This is a genomic window from Lujinxingia vulgaris (assembly GCF_007997005.1).
Classification (GTDB): Bacteria; Myxococcota_A; Bradymonadia; order Bradymonadales; family Bradymonadaceae; genus Lujinxingia.
This window is the reverse complement of the sequence record NZ_VOSL01000026.1, coordinates 1-13749: the sequence shown is the minus strand read 5'-3', so window position 1 is coordinate 13749 and position 13749 is coordinate 1. Positions and strand designations below refer to the sequence as shown.

The 13749-nt window shown below is 67.2% G+C and carries 10 protein-coding genes and 1 pseudogene; 2 read left to right on the top strand and 9 right to left on the bottom strand.

Features of this window, described 5'->3' with window-relative positions; translation table 11 throughout:
• A pseudogene (locus FRC96_RS21855) lies at nt 1–538 on the bottom strand (hypothetical protein); the annotation flags it as partial.
• A 231-nt stretch (nt 539–769) separates the two neighbouring features.
• On the opposite strand from FRC96_RS21855, the gene FRC96_RS06520 reads away from it, so the two are divergent.
• Complete coding sequence (locus FRC96_RS06520) at nt 770–2128, top strand: DUF4910 domain-containing protein (protein ID WP_230469946.1); 1359 nt, start codon at nt 770–772, stop codon at nt 2126–2128.
• A 424-nt stretch (nt 2129–2552) separates the two neighbouring features.
• Here the strand turns inward: FRC96_RS06520 and FRC96_RS06510 are convergent, their stop codons facing one another.
• The 8 genes from FRC96_RS06510 to FRC96_RS06475 all read right to left on the bottom strand — a co-directional run bounded on the left by FRC96_RS06510 (nt 2553) and on the right by FRC96_RS06475 (nt 10281).
• Complete coding sequence (locus FRC96_RS06510) at nt 2553–2795, bottom strand: phosphopantetheine-binding protein (RefSeq protein WP_146973701.1); 243 nt, start codon at nt 2793–2795, stop codon at nt 2553–2555.
• On the bottom strand, nt 2795–3595 hold the full coding sequence (locus FRC96_RS06505) for an AAC(3) family N-acetyltransferase (RefSeq protein ID WP_230469945.1): 801 nt from the start codon (nt 3593–3595) through the stop codon (nt 2795–2797). The genes FRC96_RS06510 and FRC96_RS06505 overlap by 1 nt, the downstream gene beginning before the upstream one ends.
• 1 nt (nt 3596) lies before the next feature.
• Nucleotides 3597–5207 carry an amino acid adenylation domain-containing protein gene (locus FRC96_RS06500; RefSeq protein WP_146973699.1) on the bottom strand — a complete coding sequence of 537 codons (1611 nt, stop codon included), beginning with the start codon at nt 5205–5207 and terminating at the stop codon, nt 3597–3599.
• A 584-nt stretch (nt 5208–5791) separates the two neighbouring features.
• On the bottom strand, nt 5792–6031 hold the full coding sequence (locus tag FRC96_RS21850) for a hypothetical protein (RefSeq protein WP_230469944.1): 240 nt from the start codon (nt 6029–6031) through the stop codon (nt 5792–5794).
• 236 nt (nt 6032–6267) lie between these two features.
• Nucleotides 6268–7062 carry an ABC transporter permease gene (locus FRC96_RS06490; protein WP_146973698.1) on the bottom strand — a complete coding sequence of 265 codons (795 nt, stop codon included), beginning with the start codon at nt 7060–7062 and terminating at the stop codon, nt 6268–6270.
• A complete protein-coding gene (locus FRC96_RS06485) occupies nt 7059–7757 on the bottom strand; it encodes an ABC transporter ATP-binding protein (protein ID WP_146973697.1) in 699 nt (232 codons plus the stop codon). The genes FRC96_RS06490 and FRC96_RS06485 overlap by 4 nt, the downstream gene beginning before the upstream one ends.
• Entirely contained in the window at nt 7754–9166 is a 1413-nt protein-coding gene (locus FRC96_RS06480) for a hypothetical protein (RefSeq protein WP_146973696.1), read from the bottom strand. The genes FRC96_RS06485 and FRC96_RS06480 overlap by 4 nt, the downstream gene beginning before the upstream one ends.
• A 95-nt stretch (nt 9167–9261) precedes the next feature.
• Entirely contained in the window at nt 9262–10281 is a 1020-nt protein-coding gene (locus FRC96_RS06475) for a lysophospholipid acyltransferase family protein (RefSeq protein WP_146973695.1), read from the bottom strand.
• Nucleotides 10282–10452: 171 nt separating this feature from the next.
• Here FRC96_RS06475 and FRC96_RS21845 point away from each other — a divergent pair, with 171 nt between their 5' ends.
• On the top strand, nt 10453–13722 hold the full coding sequence (locus tag FRC96_RS21845; RefSeq protein ID WP_230469943.1) for an Eco57I restriction-modification methylase domain-containing protein: 3270 nt from the start codon (nt 10453–10455) through the stop codon (nt 13720–13722).
• Nucleotides 13723–13749: the final 27 nt, after the last annotated feature.

The window sequence follows — 13749 nt, the reverse complement described above, 5'->3', positions numbered from 1 at the left end:
GGGTGATGCAGGTTTCGCCGGCGAGGTCGGTGCCGTCGCAGGACTCGGAGGTCTGGTTGACGGCGTCATCGCCGCAGATGGGGTCGATGGTGCAAGCGGAGGTATCAAAACCGCAGGTGTCAGAGCAGCCCAACTCGCCGCCGTCGAAGCCGAGGGTTTCGCAGGTCTCCGTGGCGAGGTCGTCGCCGTCACATTCTTCGTCGTCGGCGTTGATGAGGTCGTCGCCGCAGAAGGGATCTTCGGCGTCGGGATCTTCGGCGTCGGGGTCTTCGGCGTCGGGATCTTCGGCGTCGGGGTCTTCGGCGTCGGGATCTTCGGCGTCGGGGTCTTCGGCGTCGGGGTCTTCGGCGTCGGGATCTTCGGCGTCGGGGTCTTCGGCGTCGGTGCCCGTGTCGCCGGCGTCGGTCTCGATGTCGGCGTCAGGGGTGGTGTCGGCGGGGACGTCGTCGGTGCCGCATGCCGCCAGGGTGAAGATGAGGCTGAGCGCGAGCAGGATGGGGCCGACGCGTAACGAGGATCGTGAGGCGTGGGGGTTCATGGTGACTCCGGCGGGGAGAGAGGTCCCGCGTACACATTCGAGTGATCCGGCGCGTCCGGTGTGTGGGCGGCGCGACGAGGGGGTTGCGATTCGCATCGAAAAGGGGCGGTAAGGTGCCACAACGATTATAAAATGTCCAATGAGGTGTGCGCGGGGGAGGGTTGCTGTGCGGGGGAGGCGGTTTAGGTTTAATGCGGTTGATTATTTGAATGTCCGAGCCAGGGGGGGCATGTGTCAGAACCACCGGAGCGCGTTGTCGAGTCGGCGGGCGAGGAGATGTACCAGTGGGCCAGGGAGCTCTACCCGCTTTGCCGGAGTTTGACCGGGGAGGGGACGCGTCAGACGCTCAGGTATCTGCAGGCGATGTTGCCGGGGATGCAGCTGGTGGAGGTTCCCAGCGGGACGCGGGCGTTTGATTGGGAAGTGCCGCCGGAGTGGACGATTCGCGGGGGGTATATTGAGGATGCTCAGGGGCGCGTGCTGGTGGATTTTGCCGACCATAATCTGCATGTGGTGGGGTACTCCGAGCCGGTGGATCGGTGGGTGAGTCGCCAGGAGTTGGAGGAGCATCTGCACTCGATCGAGTCGCAGCCCGATGCGATCCCTTATGTGACCTCGTTTTATGAGCGTCGCTGGGGGTTTTGTCTGACCCATCGCCAGCGCGAGGCGTTGGGAGAGGGGCCCTTTCATGTGGTGATCGACAGCACCTTAGAGCCGGGGAGTCTGACCTACGGGGAGCTCTTGATTGAGGGGGAGTCGCGGCGCGAAGTGCTGCTCTCGACCTATGTGTGCCACCCCTCGATGGCCAATAATGAGCTCTCGGGGCCGGTGGTGACGGCGGCGCTGGCGAGGTGGTTGCTCTCGCAGCGACGGCAGCTGAGCTATCGGATTGTGTTTTTGCCCGAGACGATCGGCTCGATCGTGTATTTGAGTCGGCATGCCGAGGAGATGCGCCGTCGTACGCTCGCCGGCTTTGTGGTGACGTGCGTGGGCGATGAGCGCACGTATTCGTATCTGCCCAGCCGTCGGGGCGATACGCTGGCCGACCGGGTGGCGCGCCATGTGCTCAAGCATCATGCCGGGCATTATAACGCCTACAGCTTTCTGGATCGGGGCAGCGATGAGCGCCAGTACGGGGCGGTGGGCGTCGATCTTCCGGTAGCGTTGATGATGCGCTCGAAGTTCCACACCTACCCGGAGTATCACACCTCGCTGGATGATCTTTCGCTGATCTCGGCGCAGGGGCTGGAGGGGGCCTACCAGGCGCATCAGCGCGCGCTGGAGGTGCTGGAGCAGAACGGGAGGTGGCGCACCACGGTGATGTGTGAGCCTCAGCTCGGGAAGCGCGGTCTGCACCCGACGTTGAGCACGCGGGATGGAGGGCGGCGCGATCGCCGGGTCAAGGCGATGCGCAACCTGCTGGCCTATGCCGACGGCAGCCTCGACCTGGTGGGGCTTGCGGAGGCGGTGGAGTTGCCGGCGTGGGAGTGCGTGCCCCTTTTACAGACGCTGGAGCGGGAGGGGCTGGTGGTGAGGGTATGCGAAGGGGATGGGGCAGGGGAGCAGGGCAGGGAGGCGTTTGGGGAGTGAGGGGGCGTGTGGGTAAGGGGGAGTTTGGGCTGGGGCTGGATCTCGGGCTCGAACGCGATCTCGATCTCGGGCTCGATCTCGATCTCGGGCTCGATCTCGGGCTCGATCTCGGGCTCGATCTCGATCTCGGGCTCGATCTCGATCTCGGGCTCGATCTCGATCTCGGGCTCGATCTCGATCTCGGGCTCGATCTCGATCTCGGGCTCGATCTCGATCTCGATCTCGATCTCGAACGCGATCTCGGGCTCGATCTCGATCTCGGGCTCGATCTCGATCTCGATCTCGAACGCGATCTCGATCTCGATCTCGAACGCGATCTCGGGCTCGATCTCGAACACGATCTCGATCTCGATCTCGAACACGATCTCGAACTCGAACTCGGGCTCGTTTTGGATTCTGTGTCGAAAAGGAAGTCGAGATTTCTTCAGGGGGAGCTGAGGAGGGCGACGAGGGAGGCGATGGTGGTGAGGGAGGCGGGATCGATCCGGAGGAGGTCGATGGAGGTGCCGCTGCGGGCTTCGAGGGCGCTGAGGAGTTCGAGGAAGGCGATGGAGTCGAGGACGCCGGCGTCGATCAGGTCGAGGTGATCGTGGGGCGTTTGACCGGCGCGGGTCAGGGGGGCGTGGAGAAGTTCGAGGATCAGCTGACGAGCTTGAGGGGGTTGCATCAGATGCCTCCGGGAGAGAGCGAGCCGTCGGTGCCGCTGTGGGTGACCAGCGCCCAGGGGTTGGCCTCTAAGAGGGCGATGGCGGTGTTGACGAAGTCGCGGCTGGAGACGCTGGTGAGCTGTGAGGCGCCCAGGCGATGGTGGTGAAGTTGGCGGTTGTGGGTGAGCGCGGCGGTCAGTGGGGTGATGTTGGCCTGCAGGCCCAGGGAGAGGTCGCGGGCGTACATGCGGTAGGTGCGCATGCGGGCGACGCCGGCGCTGCGGTAGGGGGCGCAGAAGGATTTCCAGGCGCGGTAGGGGACGCCGACGCGCTCCTCGGCCCAGTGGACCAGGCTGACGCGCTCGAGGCCGCAGCCCAGGGTGAGGATCTGGGCGTCGTATTCGATGAGGGTGTCGAAGCTGCCGCCGCGCTCAAAGGCGCCGGCGGTGTCGGGGGCGGTCAGCGCTGCGGCCAGGGGACCGACCGCGGCGATCGATTGCATGGGGTGGGCCGAGCGGCGAGCGTGGGGAAGGGTGCGTACGAACTCGGCGAGGGCGCCCATCTGGCGGGAGGGGGTGGAGGTGCGGTCAAAGAGCTCGCCGCGGCAGAATCCGAAGTTAAAGGTGGGGACGGCGATGGTGGCCTGAGGGCCGAGATGTTCGCGTAGCGTCTCGTAGATCAGCTCGGGGATGGCCGCCGGGGTGGCCCCCTGAAGCAGGCCGAGCTGAAAGAGGGAGCTGTGCATAAAGACCAGGCGGGGGGGCTCTTTGTGCAGGGCGCGCAGCGCGCGCAGGAGATCGGTGAGGGCGTAGGTGGCCATATCAGCGCTCCAGGGTTTTGAGGTAGAGGGCCAGGGCGCGGCGGTCGAGTTTGCCGTTGGTGTTGATGGGCAGGGTGGGCAGCGCCACGAAACGCTCCGGGACCATATAGGCGGGGAGCTCGTCTTCGAGGCGGCGGCGCAGGGCCTGCTCCTCGGAGGGGGTGAGCTCGCCATCGTGGGCAAAGAGGGCCACGAGGTGATCGGGGGTCTCGGGGGGCGGGGGCCAGGGGAGGCTCGCGAGCTGGCTGTGGCCGAGCGCGCGGGAGAGGGCGGCCTCGACCTCGGCGGGCTCGACGCGGTGGCCGCGCAGCTTGAGCTGGTCGTCGAGGCGGGCGATGAAGTGCAGGAGGCCGCCGGGCTCGGCGATGGCGCGGTCGCCGGTGCGGTAGAAGGCGCGGGAGGGGTCGGCGGCGTTGTGGGCGAAGGCCAGAGTGGTGCGCTCGGCGTCTTCCCAGTAGCCGGAGAAGACCTGGGGGCCGCGCAGCCAGAGCTCTCCGGGCTCACCCGAAGGTAAAGGGGTGCCGGAGGGGTCGACGACGACGGCCTCATGGTCGGGGAAGGGCCGGCCGAGCGGAGCGAGGCCGTCGGTGGCCTCAAGCGCGGCCCCGTCGAGGGGGTGAGCGCAGATGGCGATGGTGGCCTCGGTGGGGCCGTAGAGGTTGAAGAGCTTGGCCTGCGGGGCGGCCCGGGCAAAGGCGCGGGCGGTAGCTAAAGGCAGGGCTTCGCCGCAGAAGAGCACGGTGCTCAGCGTGTCGAGGGCGCCCTCGCGGAGCTGCCCGTGACGCGCCATGGCCGCGGCCAGGGTGGGCACACAGAAGAAGCGGGTGAGGCGGTGATGCAGGATAAAGCGCCCCGGTGAGAGGCGGTCGCGACGCGTGAGCGGGTAGAGGGTGGCGCCGGCGCTGAAGGTGGTCAGAAGATCGTGGATGGAGAGATCGAAGGTCAGATCGAAGGTGCGTGATACGCGGTCTTCGGGGCTGAGCGGCCAGGTTTGACGGGCGTGCTCCAGGTAGGCGCGGGCGTTGGCGTGGGTGATGGGCACGCCCTTGGGCTCTCCGGTGCTGCCGGAGGTGAAGAGCAGGTAGGCCAGCTCCCCGGCCTCGGTGTGGCGCCAGGCGTCGGGGAGGGGGGCGTCGGGGAGGGGGACGTCGGGGAGGTCGCCCTTAAACATAAAATGATGGCGGGGGTGGGCGGCGACCAGGGTGGCCTGGGCGTCGAGCTCGGGCATCACCACGGTGAGCGGGCGCGGGGCCAGGGTGAGAAAGGCGTCGAGGTCGTCGAGCGCATCAGGGCCGACGACGAGGGTGTGCAGGCGGGCGCGGCGTGTGATGTCCAGGCGGCGGTTGAGGGGGTGATGCGGGTTGAGTGGGGTGTAGGCCGCGCCGGCGGCCCAGCTCGCGAGGATGCCTGTGTGAGCGCTCAAGCTCGATTCGCCGGCGATGCCAACGACACCGGGGCCTTCGGAGGGCGCGGCGCTTAAGATGGCGCAGGCGATGCGGCTCAGCTCCGCGAGGAGCTCGCCATAACTCCATTGCGACTCGCCGAGGACGAGCGCGGGGTGATCGGGCGCAGCGGTGGCGGTGCGGATAATGGATTCGATGATTGACGGCATCTTCCCCCCCGGGGTGATGGGTGTGGTGCGGTGGCGAGGTTAAAGGTGGGCATCGGGAGGGATGTGTCGAGGGGAAAGTGCCGAGCGCCCCAGGACTCCGCTAGCTGCGTCGTCAGGGATTCGCGGTAGCGCTGCTACAGCTTCATCCCTGCCTCCTTGCTATCGAAGCCCTGGATGCGCTCGGGTTGGGGGGCGTGCGGGATGTGGTTAGGTGGTTGGGTGGTCAGGTGGTTGTGGGGCGCTCGGGTTTGCGGGGTGGGGAGGTTCGTGAGGGCGTCTGGGTGGGGTGCGGTTTGTGGTTGTGTGGTTGTGTGGTCAGGTGGTTGTGGGGCGCTCGGGTTTGCGGGGTGGGGAGGTTCGTGAGGGCGTGAGGGTGGGGTGCGGTTTGTGGTTGTGTGGTTGTGTGGTTGGGTGGTTGTGGGGCGCTCGGGTTTGCGGGGTGGGGAGGTTCGTGAGAACCGCCGGGGTTTGCGTTTGCCGGGCGTCTGGCGACCCCGTTGACGTCCTCGCCAGCCCCTTCGCGATCGGCTTCTGACCCCGTTGACGCCCAGCCGAGAGGCAGGATGTGCCTTTTTTGACCCCCTCTATGCCCCGTTTGGGGTGTGGGGGGTGGTCTGATCGGGTTCGTGCTGGTACTCGACCTCGACCTCGACCTCGATCTCGATCTCGAACTCGACCTCGAACTCGAACTCGAACTCGACCTCGATCTGGATCTCGACCTCGACCTCGACCTCGAACTCGATCTCGATCTGGATCTCGATCTCGATCTCGAACTCGAACTCAATCTGGATCTCGATCTGGATCTCGATCTCGATCTCGATCACGACCTTAACCTCCACTCATCCGAGAGACGGACAACCCGCGGATTTTGAGGCCAGCGAAAGGGGGACAAACAATGGGTTCTTGAACCCCAATGGCGCACACGAATCGACCCCCGTCGCAGACCCCGGCGCTTCACAACCACCCAACCACCCAACCACAAGGCGATCCGCCCCGATGCAATCCGTCCGAGAGACCGACGACATTCAGCAACGCTGCGGTCTTGCGACATTGCGGCGCTTCAGTCGTGATGGGAGATGACCTCCCAGCGGGGGCGAGCCATGGGGTCGGCGATACGTTTGAAGGCGATGAGGCAGAGGAGGATGACGCCCAGCGCGGTGGCCGCAGCGATCATGAACATGATGAGGATCTGGTAGGCGACGGCGTGGGTGGGGTCGGCGCCGGCGAGTATCTGGCCGGTCATCATGCCGGGGAGGGAGACCAGGCCGACGATCATCATGGCGTTGATGATGGGGATCATGCCGTTGCGTACGCCCTGGCGGATGTGGGGGAGGCTGGCCTCCCAGAGGGTGCTGCCGAGGGCGAGGTGGGATTCGAGGGAGGGGCGCTCTTTGATGAGGTCGCTGAGCATGCGGTCGAGGCCGAGGCTGATGCCGGTCAGACCGTTTCCGAGCAGCATGCCCAGAAGGGGGATGACGTACTGAGGGGTGAACCAGGGGTCGACGCCGATGACGAGCTCGGTGGTGGCGAAGGTGGTCAGGGTGGTGGCGAGCGTCAGGGAGGCGAAGGCGGCCAGGTGGGCGCCGGGGAAGCGTCTGGAGGAGCGAGCGATGGCGGCGCGGGCCGCGGCGATGAGCATCACCAGAAGCATGGGCACGACGTAGAACCAGCGGTTGGCCTCAAAGACCCACTCGAGGACAAGGCCTAAGAGGGTGAGCTGGGCGGTGGTGCGGAGGGCGGCGATAGCCAGAGATTTTTGCAGGCCGAGCTTGAGGGCGACGCTGATGGCGGCCGGGATCAGCAGCAGGATGGCGGCCAGGGCCAGGTCGAGCGGGGTCAGTTCGACGTAGGTCATGGGTTGGGTGTGGTGTGGGAGGCGGGGTGCCAGCGGGCGATGTTGAGGGTGCGGGAGGTGAGTCGGGCGCGCTGGTCGGCCTGGTGGGTGATAAGGAGGATGGCGCGGGTGGGGTGGTCGGCCAGCAGCTCGTGGAGGAGCTCCTCGACGCGCTCGGTGCTGCGGGTGTCGAGGGAGGCGGTGGGCTCGTCGAGCAGTAAGACGGGGGGCTGGAGGGTGAGCGCGCGCACAAGGCCAACGCGTTGCTGCTCGCCAGGGGAGAGGCGCTCGAAGGTGCGGGTGAGCGGGATGTGGGAGAGGCCCAGGCGGTCGAGGAGGGTGTGTTGCTCGTCTTCGCTCAAAGGGCGGGTGTGCGCGGGGATGTGGCGGGAGGCGTAGTGGCGAGCCAGCCGGAGCTCGTCGTCGAGGGTTTTTGCCAGAGGTGCGGGGCGCTGGTGGAGGTAGAGCACGCGGCGGCGAAACGCATGCACCGTCTCCGGACTTAAGGTGAGATCGCCACAATGGACCTCGCCGCGCTCGGTGCCGAGCAGGGCGACGAGCGCGCGCATCAGCGTGCTTTTTCCCGAGCCGCTCTCGCCATCCAGGCCCACGCACTCGCCAGGGTGAAGTTCAAAACAGACGTCCTGCCAGAGGGGGGAGGGGCGCTCGGGTGGGGTCCAGGTGAGGTTTGAGGCGCGGAGCCGCGGGGAGGTCATGGGAGGAGCGCGTAGGTGAGGTGACCTTCGGGGTTGACGAAGATGATGTGGGTGCGGCCCTGGCTGTCGATGGCCACCGAGGTGTTGGAGTCGGCGTGAGCGGACTCGTGGAGCAGGGGCAGCCAGTCCGAGGTTAACGCGTTGAACTTTAAGACGCGGGCGTGGTCGGTGGTGCTGATGTGCAGGCCGGCGGCCAGGGCGTTGTCGGTGGCGGTGAGGGAGATGGCGCCGGTGGCGACCTCGGTGTCGGTAGGACCGACGGGGTGGCGCTCTTCGCTCCAGGCGTTGCCGTCGCGGCGGAAGATGAGAAGTTCGTCTCGCTGCGAGTTGAGCGTGGCTATGGCGGGTGAAGAGGTGGGGCTGAGGGTCAGCGCCAGGGTGTTGGCGGTGGCCAGGCTGGTGGCCAGGGTGGTCTGCTGCCAGTCGGAGTCCGCTGTGTCGTATGTGGCGAGCATGAGTTCGCTGACGGCGCTTTTGTAGGCGATGGCCAGCGGGGTGCTGGCGTCACCGGCGATGGCGCGAGCGGCGATCGTGTCGTCGGAGGCCGGCGAGTCCAGGGAGGTCCAGCCCTCGTCGCCCAGGGCGAAGAGCGCGGGGGCCATGAAGGGAATCTCGTAGAAGGCCAGGGTGGGGCGGCCGCCGATACCACGGGAGAAGTCGAGGGGACCGTCGCCTGCGAAGTACACATCGCTGACCTCCCAGCCCTCCCGCGTACGTGTGGCGTGGACGGGGGTGGGGGTTCCGGTGGCGCGAATGTAGGCGATCTGCGGGGTGTTCTGAGCGTCGATGTAGATGCGGGTGGAGGTGGTGAGGGGGAGATCGCGTTCGATGACGGCGTGTTGCCACTCGGTGCCATTGAACGTGGCGTAGCGCAGCTCCCGGGAGGCGTCGGCGTAGTAGACGATGTGGGGGTAGCCGTCGTTGTCGAGGGCCAGGTCGTTGAAGAAGCCGGTGTTTGGCTCGGAGTCGATGATGTTGATGTTGAGCTCGCTGGTGCAGGTGCCGCCGATGCAGCTCTCTTCGCCCGAGCAGGCGGTGTTGCAGTCGCCGCAGTAGTCGGGGTCCTGTTGAAGATCGACGCAGGCATTGTCGCAGATGCTGAGGTCGGGGGAGCATGGGTTGGCGTCTGTGTCCGGCTGGTTGGCGTCGGCGTCGGGGGCCTCGGTATCGGCGTCGTCTTCGGCGTCGGCGGAGGTGTGGTTTTCCTCGGCGTCGTCTTCGGCGTCGGGGGTGGGATCGAACTGGCAGAAGCCGGCGATGCAGCGCTCATCGACAAAGCAGTTGGCGTCGACCTCGCAGGCGCGGGAGTTGTCGGGGGAGCAGGCCGCAGTGCCGCTGGCGAGCGCCACGATGGCGAGGAGGGGCAGAAGGGCCAGGCGCAGAGCGTGCGGCGTGGATACAAGGGGCATGACGGCTCCGGGGGACGGCAGGGGTGGCCGTGGGTGGGTCGTGAGCGCGGCGTGGTCGACGTTGGGTGAGGTGTATCGGAGGAGGGTATCGCCGGTCAATTCGTGGCGAGTCTGGGGGCGGTTTCGGCGACGAAGGCGTTGGTGCGTTGCCAGTGATCGAGCAAAAAATCGGGGATGCGCTCGGGATCGCGGGGGACCTGGGCGGCGGGGATGCGCCAGATTTTGACTTCGAGGTGGGCGCCGGTGAGCGCGCCGCTGAAGAGCTCGGCCATCGAGCCGACGCGGTCGATGCCGCGGTGGGCGATGAAGACGAGATCTTTGTCGGGGGTGTGCTCGATAAGCTTCAGCGCGCCGTCGCGTAAGGGGGGGAGCGTGTGGGTGAGCGACCGGGCGATGGGCAGGCGCTCGGCGTCGTCTGCGAACTTTTCGATCAGGCGCTGGCGCTTGGCCTCCGAGAAGCGGGTGCCCTCGGGGTAGAGGACCAGTGAGAAGCGGTCGCGGTGGTCCTGGCTCAGGGTGAGGATCTTCTGAATTTCGGCCTCGGGGTTGTCGGTGCCGCGGCGCACAAAGACGTTGGGGATGCGCTGGGCCACATAATCGAGGGCCGGGTCGGCCAGGAGCTCGGCCTTGATGACGTAGGCGAAGATGCGCGGGGAGGAGGCGATGCCTAAGGGGAGCATCGTATCCAGGGTGGAGGCGTGGCGGCAGAGCACGATGGCCGGGTGGGGGTTATCGAGGTGGTCGAGGCCCTCGACGCTGACGCGGGCGTCGAAGAGGTTGAGCGCGTTCCAGAAGAGTCCGCGGGACCACCAGCGTTGCACGGCGCGGTTGGCGTTCTCGTAGCCTTCTGGCGAGAGGCCAAGAAGATGAAAGCGCAGCCAGTGGATCAGCGCGACGACCAGCCCGGAGCTCTCCAGCACAAAGAAGTAGGTCAGAAAAAGGATGGCGCGGGCGGCGGAGAAGCGGTCGCGGCGAAAGAGCCCGTAGAGCGCGGCCAGGGGCAGGGTGATCGGGAGCGTGATGGGCATGAGCACGGCCAGGGTGAACCAGGCGGTGGTGGTGGCGATGCGGCGAGCCCAGGAGATGTCGGGGGGGATGGGGTTGATGGGGTTCATGGGAGGTGCCGGGGGAAAAAATGAAGCTGGCAGGCAAAGGTTTTGAAAAACGCCCGATAACACAAGCAGCAGGTGTGAGGAGGTGTAGGTGTAAAACCCAATGATGAGCAAGCCGGGCGGCGCGGGGAGGATGGCACGCGGCCGGGTTTCGATAAAGCATAAGGGGCGACGATGACCACGGGGATTGAGCAGGGAGGGCAGTGCGGGGCGGCGCGGGTGCGCGAGGCGATCGAGGAGGGGGATGTGCGGGGGCTGGCCTGTGCGATGGGCTATGAGGCGGGTGGGGTCGAGGTGCGCGGCGCGGCGCTGGGGGCGTGGGGGTTGTGGGAGGGGGATCTGGCGGGGATCGAGGCGATGGAGGTGCTGGGGAGCGGGGAGGGGTACCGGCTGATGGGGTTGCGGGGGGGAAGTTGGGAGCGGGCGCGGGCGGTGATGATGAAGGTGGCCGCGCGCTGCCAGGGGGTGGCGCTTCTGTGGTGGTGGGTGTGCGAGGATCGCTGGGTGGCGGCGATGGTCGAGGAGGAGGGGGAGCGGCGTTTTGCAAGGCGGCTGGAGCTTGAGGTGGCCGCGCTCGATGAGGTGGGGCTTGCGCAGTGGTGGGCGCTGGGACCGGACCAGGTGGTCGGCGGCGATGTGGCGGGGATGGGGGAGGCGATGCGCCGGCATGTGCGCGAGGTGCTCGATCAGGAGGGGGTGACGCGGGCGTTTTTTGCGGCGTTTTCAGCGGCGCTGGCGCGCCTTGTGGCGACGATGCAGGCGGGGCCTGACGATGCGCAGCTTCGCCATGAGGTGGCGCTGGGGACCTTGTTGCGCGTGGTCTTTTTGTACTTTTTGCAGGCGCGCGGGGCGCTCGATGGGGACCGGCGTTACGTGGTGCGGCGACTTCGGGAGGGGGGCCGGGAGAGCTTTTACAGGCGTGTGCTGCGGCCGCTCTTTTTCGGGGCGCTCAACTGCCCGATGGCCGAGCGTGGCGAGGAGGCGCGGGGGCTGGGGAGGTTGCCCTTTTTGAACGGGGGGCTTTTTGAGCAGACGGCGCTGGAGCGGCGCTTTGAGGGGCTGGACTGGCCGGACGCGGTGTGGGCGGAGGTGGTGGAGGGGTTGTTTGAGCGCCATCGTTTTGTGGCGCAGTGGAGTCGTCAGGGAGATCTGAGCCCGGCGGTGGATCCGGAGATGCTGGGGAAGGTCTTTGAGGGGTTGATGTATGGCGAGTCGCGGCGGACCTCGGGGAGTTTTTATACGCCGAGGGAGGTGGTGCGCCAGATGGTGGTGGAGGGGCTGGGGGGCTACCTGGAAGATGAGGTGGGGCTTGGGCGCGAGGCGGCACGTCAGGCGCTGGAGGGGGAGGTTCGCGGGCTCAACGCCAGTGAGCGCGCGGGGCTAAGAGGGGCGTTATGGCGGGTGCGAGTGCTGGATCCGGCGGTGGGGACGGGGGCGTTTTTGCTGGAGGTGTTGGAGGTGTTGCGCCGGGTGGACGCGGCGCTCGATGAGGCCGCCGGCGTGGTGCGCACCGCCGGGGAGCGTTACGAGCGGATGCGGCGGCTGATCCACGAGCATCTTTACGGGGTGGATGTGCAGCCCACCGCGGTGCGGCTGTGTGAGCTGCGGCTGTGGCTGGCGATGTTGACGGCGCTGGAGGCGTTGCCGGCCGAGGCGATGCCGGCGCTTCCGAACCTGACGCATCGGCTGTGTGCGGGGAACTCGCTTTTGGAGCCCCTGGATCTGGCGCGCTACCGGGTGCGCGGGGAGGTGGGGGCGTGGGGGGAGATGGGGGAGGTGAGCCGGCAGGGGCTGGAGCGGCTCTCGCAGCTGGAGGAGGCGTATACGGCGGCGCACGGGGAGGAGAAGCGGGCGTTGAAGGTGGCCATGGAGCAGGCCCAGCGCGGGGTGCAGCGGGAGGTGCTGGAGGGGAGGCTTTTGAAGATCGAGGCGGAGCTTGCGCGTTGGGAGGAGGTTGCCGGCGCAAACGATCTCTTTGGCGAGGAGGTGGGGCTTGAGGCCGGGCAGCAGGCAGCGCGGGAGAGGTTGGCGCGGGAGGGGCAGGCGGTTGCGCAGGCGTTGCGAGATCTGCAGGAGGGGCGGCAGGAGGGGCTGGCGTTTGCGTACGGGGAGCGTTTTGGCGGGGTGATGGGCCGGGGGGGCTTTGATCTGGTGGTCACCAACCCGCCCTGGGTGCGGGCTACGCGCCAGGATCGGGCGGTGAAGGGGGTCTACCGCGCGCGCTACCGGGTGGGGGAGCCGGGCTTGTGGGCCGGGGCGAAGGAGGCCGGGGTGGAGGCGACGTTTGGGGCGCAGGCCGACCTGGCGGCGATGTTTGTGGAGCGCTCCCTGGAGCTGTTGAGGCCCGGGGGGCGGCTTGTGGCGCTCTTGCCGGCGAAGGTGTTGCGCTCGCTCAACGGGGCGGGGCTGCGCAGGCTTCTGGCCGAGCATCAGCTGGAGGCCGTGGAGGATCGCTCGGAGGCGTCCGAGGCGATGTTTGAGGCGACGACGTATCCGGCGGTGTTGCGGGTGAAGAAGGCGTCTCGGAGCGCGGCGAAGGCGGTGGCGCCGGGGGTGGAGGTGGCGGTCTGGCGGGGCGATGAGGTGCGGCGTTTTGAGCGCGGGGTCGGTGAGCTGGGGGTGTGGGGCCGGGCTGTGGGGGAGCCCTGGGTGCTGGTGGACGAGGGAGTGCTGAGGCTGTTTCGGCGGATGCAAGAGGTGTCGGTGGCCTTTGGTGCCAGCGGGTTGTGGGAGGTTCGCCGGGGGGTGATGACGGGCCATAATAACTCGTTTTTGTTGGAGAATGGCGATGCTGTTCGTGTGAGATGTGAGACGTGGAAGCCCTATCTAAAGTGGGCGGTGGGAGGCCGAGATATTGGCGAGGGGAGGGTAGCGCACAGGCGGCAGATGATCTGGCCGGTGGATGCGAAGGGGCAGGTGTTTCAAGCGTTGCCGGCAGCGCTGCAGGCTCATTTTGAGGACCATCGAAAAGCGTTGGAAGGACGCAGTGATTATCGGGAGGGGCAGCCGTTGTGGCAGCTGTATCGGCTGCATGAGGATGTGGTGGGGCCGAAGGTGATGTGGTCGGATCTGGGGCAGCAGCTTGAGGCGGTGGCCAGCGCCGGGGAGGAGGTGCCGCTGAACACGGTGTATTACGCCGGGGTCAGGAGTGAGGCGGAGGCGCGGGCGCTGGCGGCGTATTTGAACTCTGAGGCCGTGCGTACGGTGGCGTATGCGCTGGGGGAGCGGGCGCGCGGGGCGTGGCGGCGCCATTTTGCCTGGGTGGTGAGGTTGTTGCCGGTGCCGCGGTCCTTTGTGGAGGCGGTGTGGGCGGGGGAGGGCCTGGCGAGGTGGGAGGAGCCCGGGGCGTTTGAGGAGGCGTTCGGGTTGAGCGCGGCCGATGTGGAGGTGTTGCGGGCGTACCGGGCCGGGGGGCGGGCGCCCGGGCTGCGGGAGGTGGCGTGATGGCGGGGGGGCGCGGGTGGCTGGCCG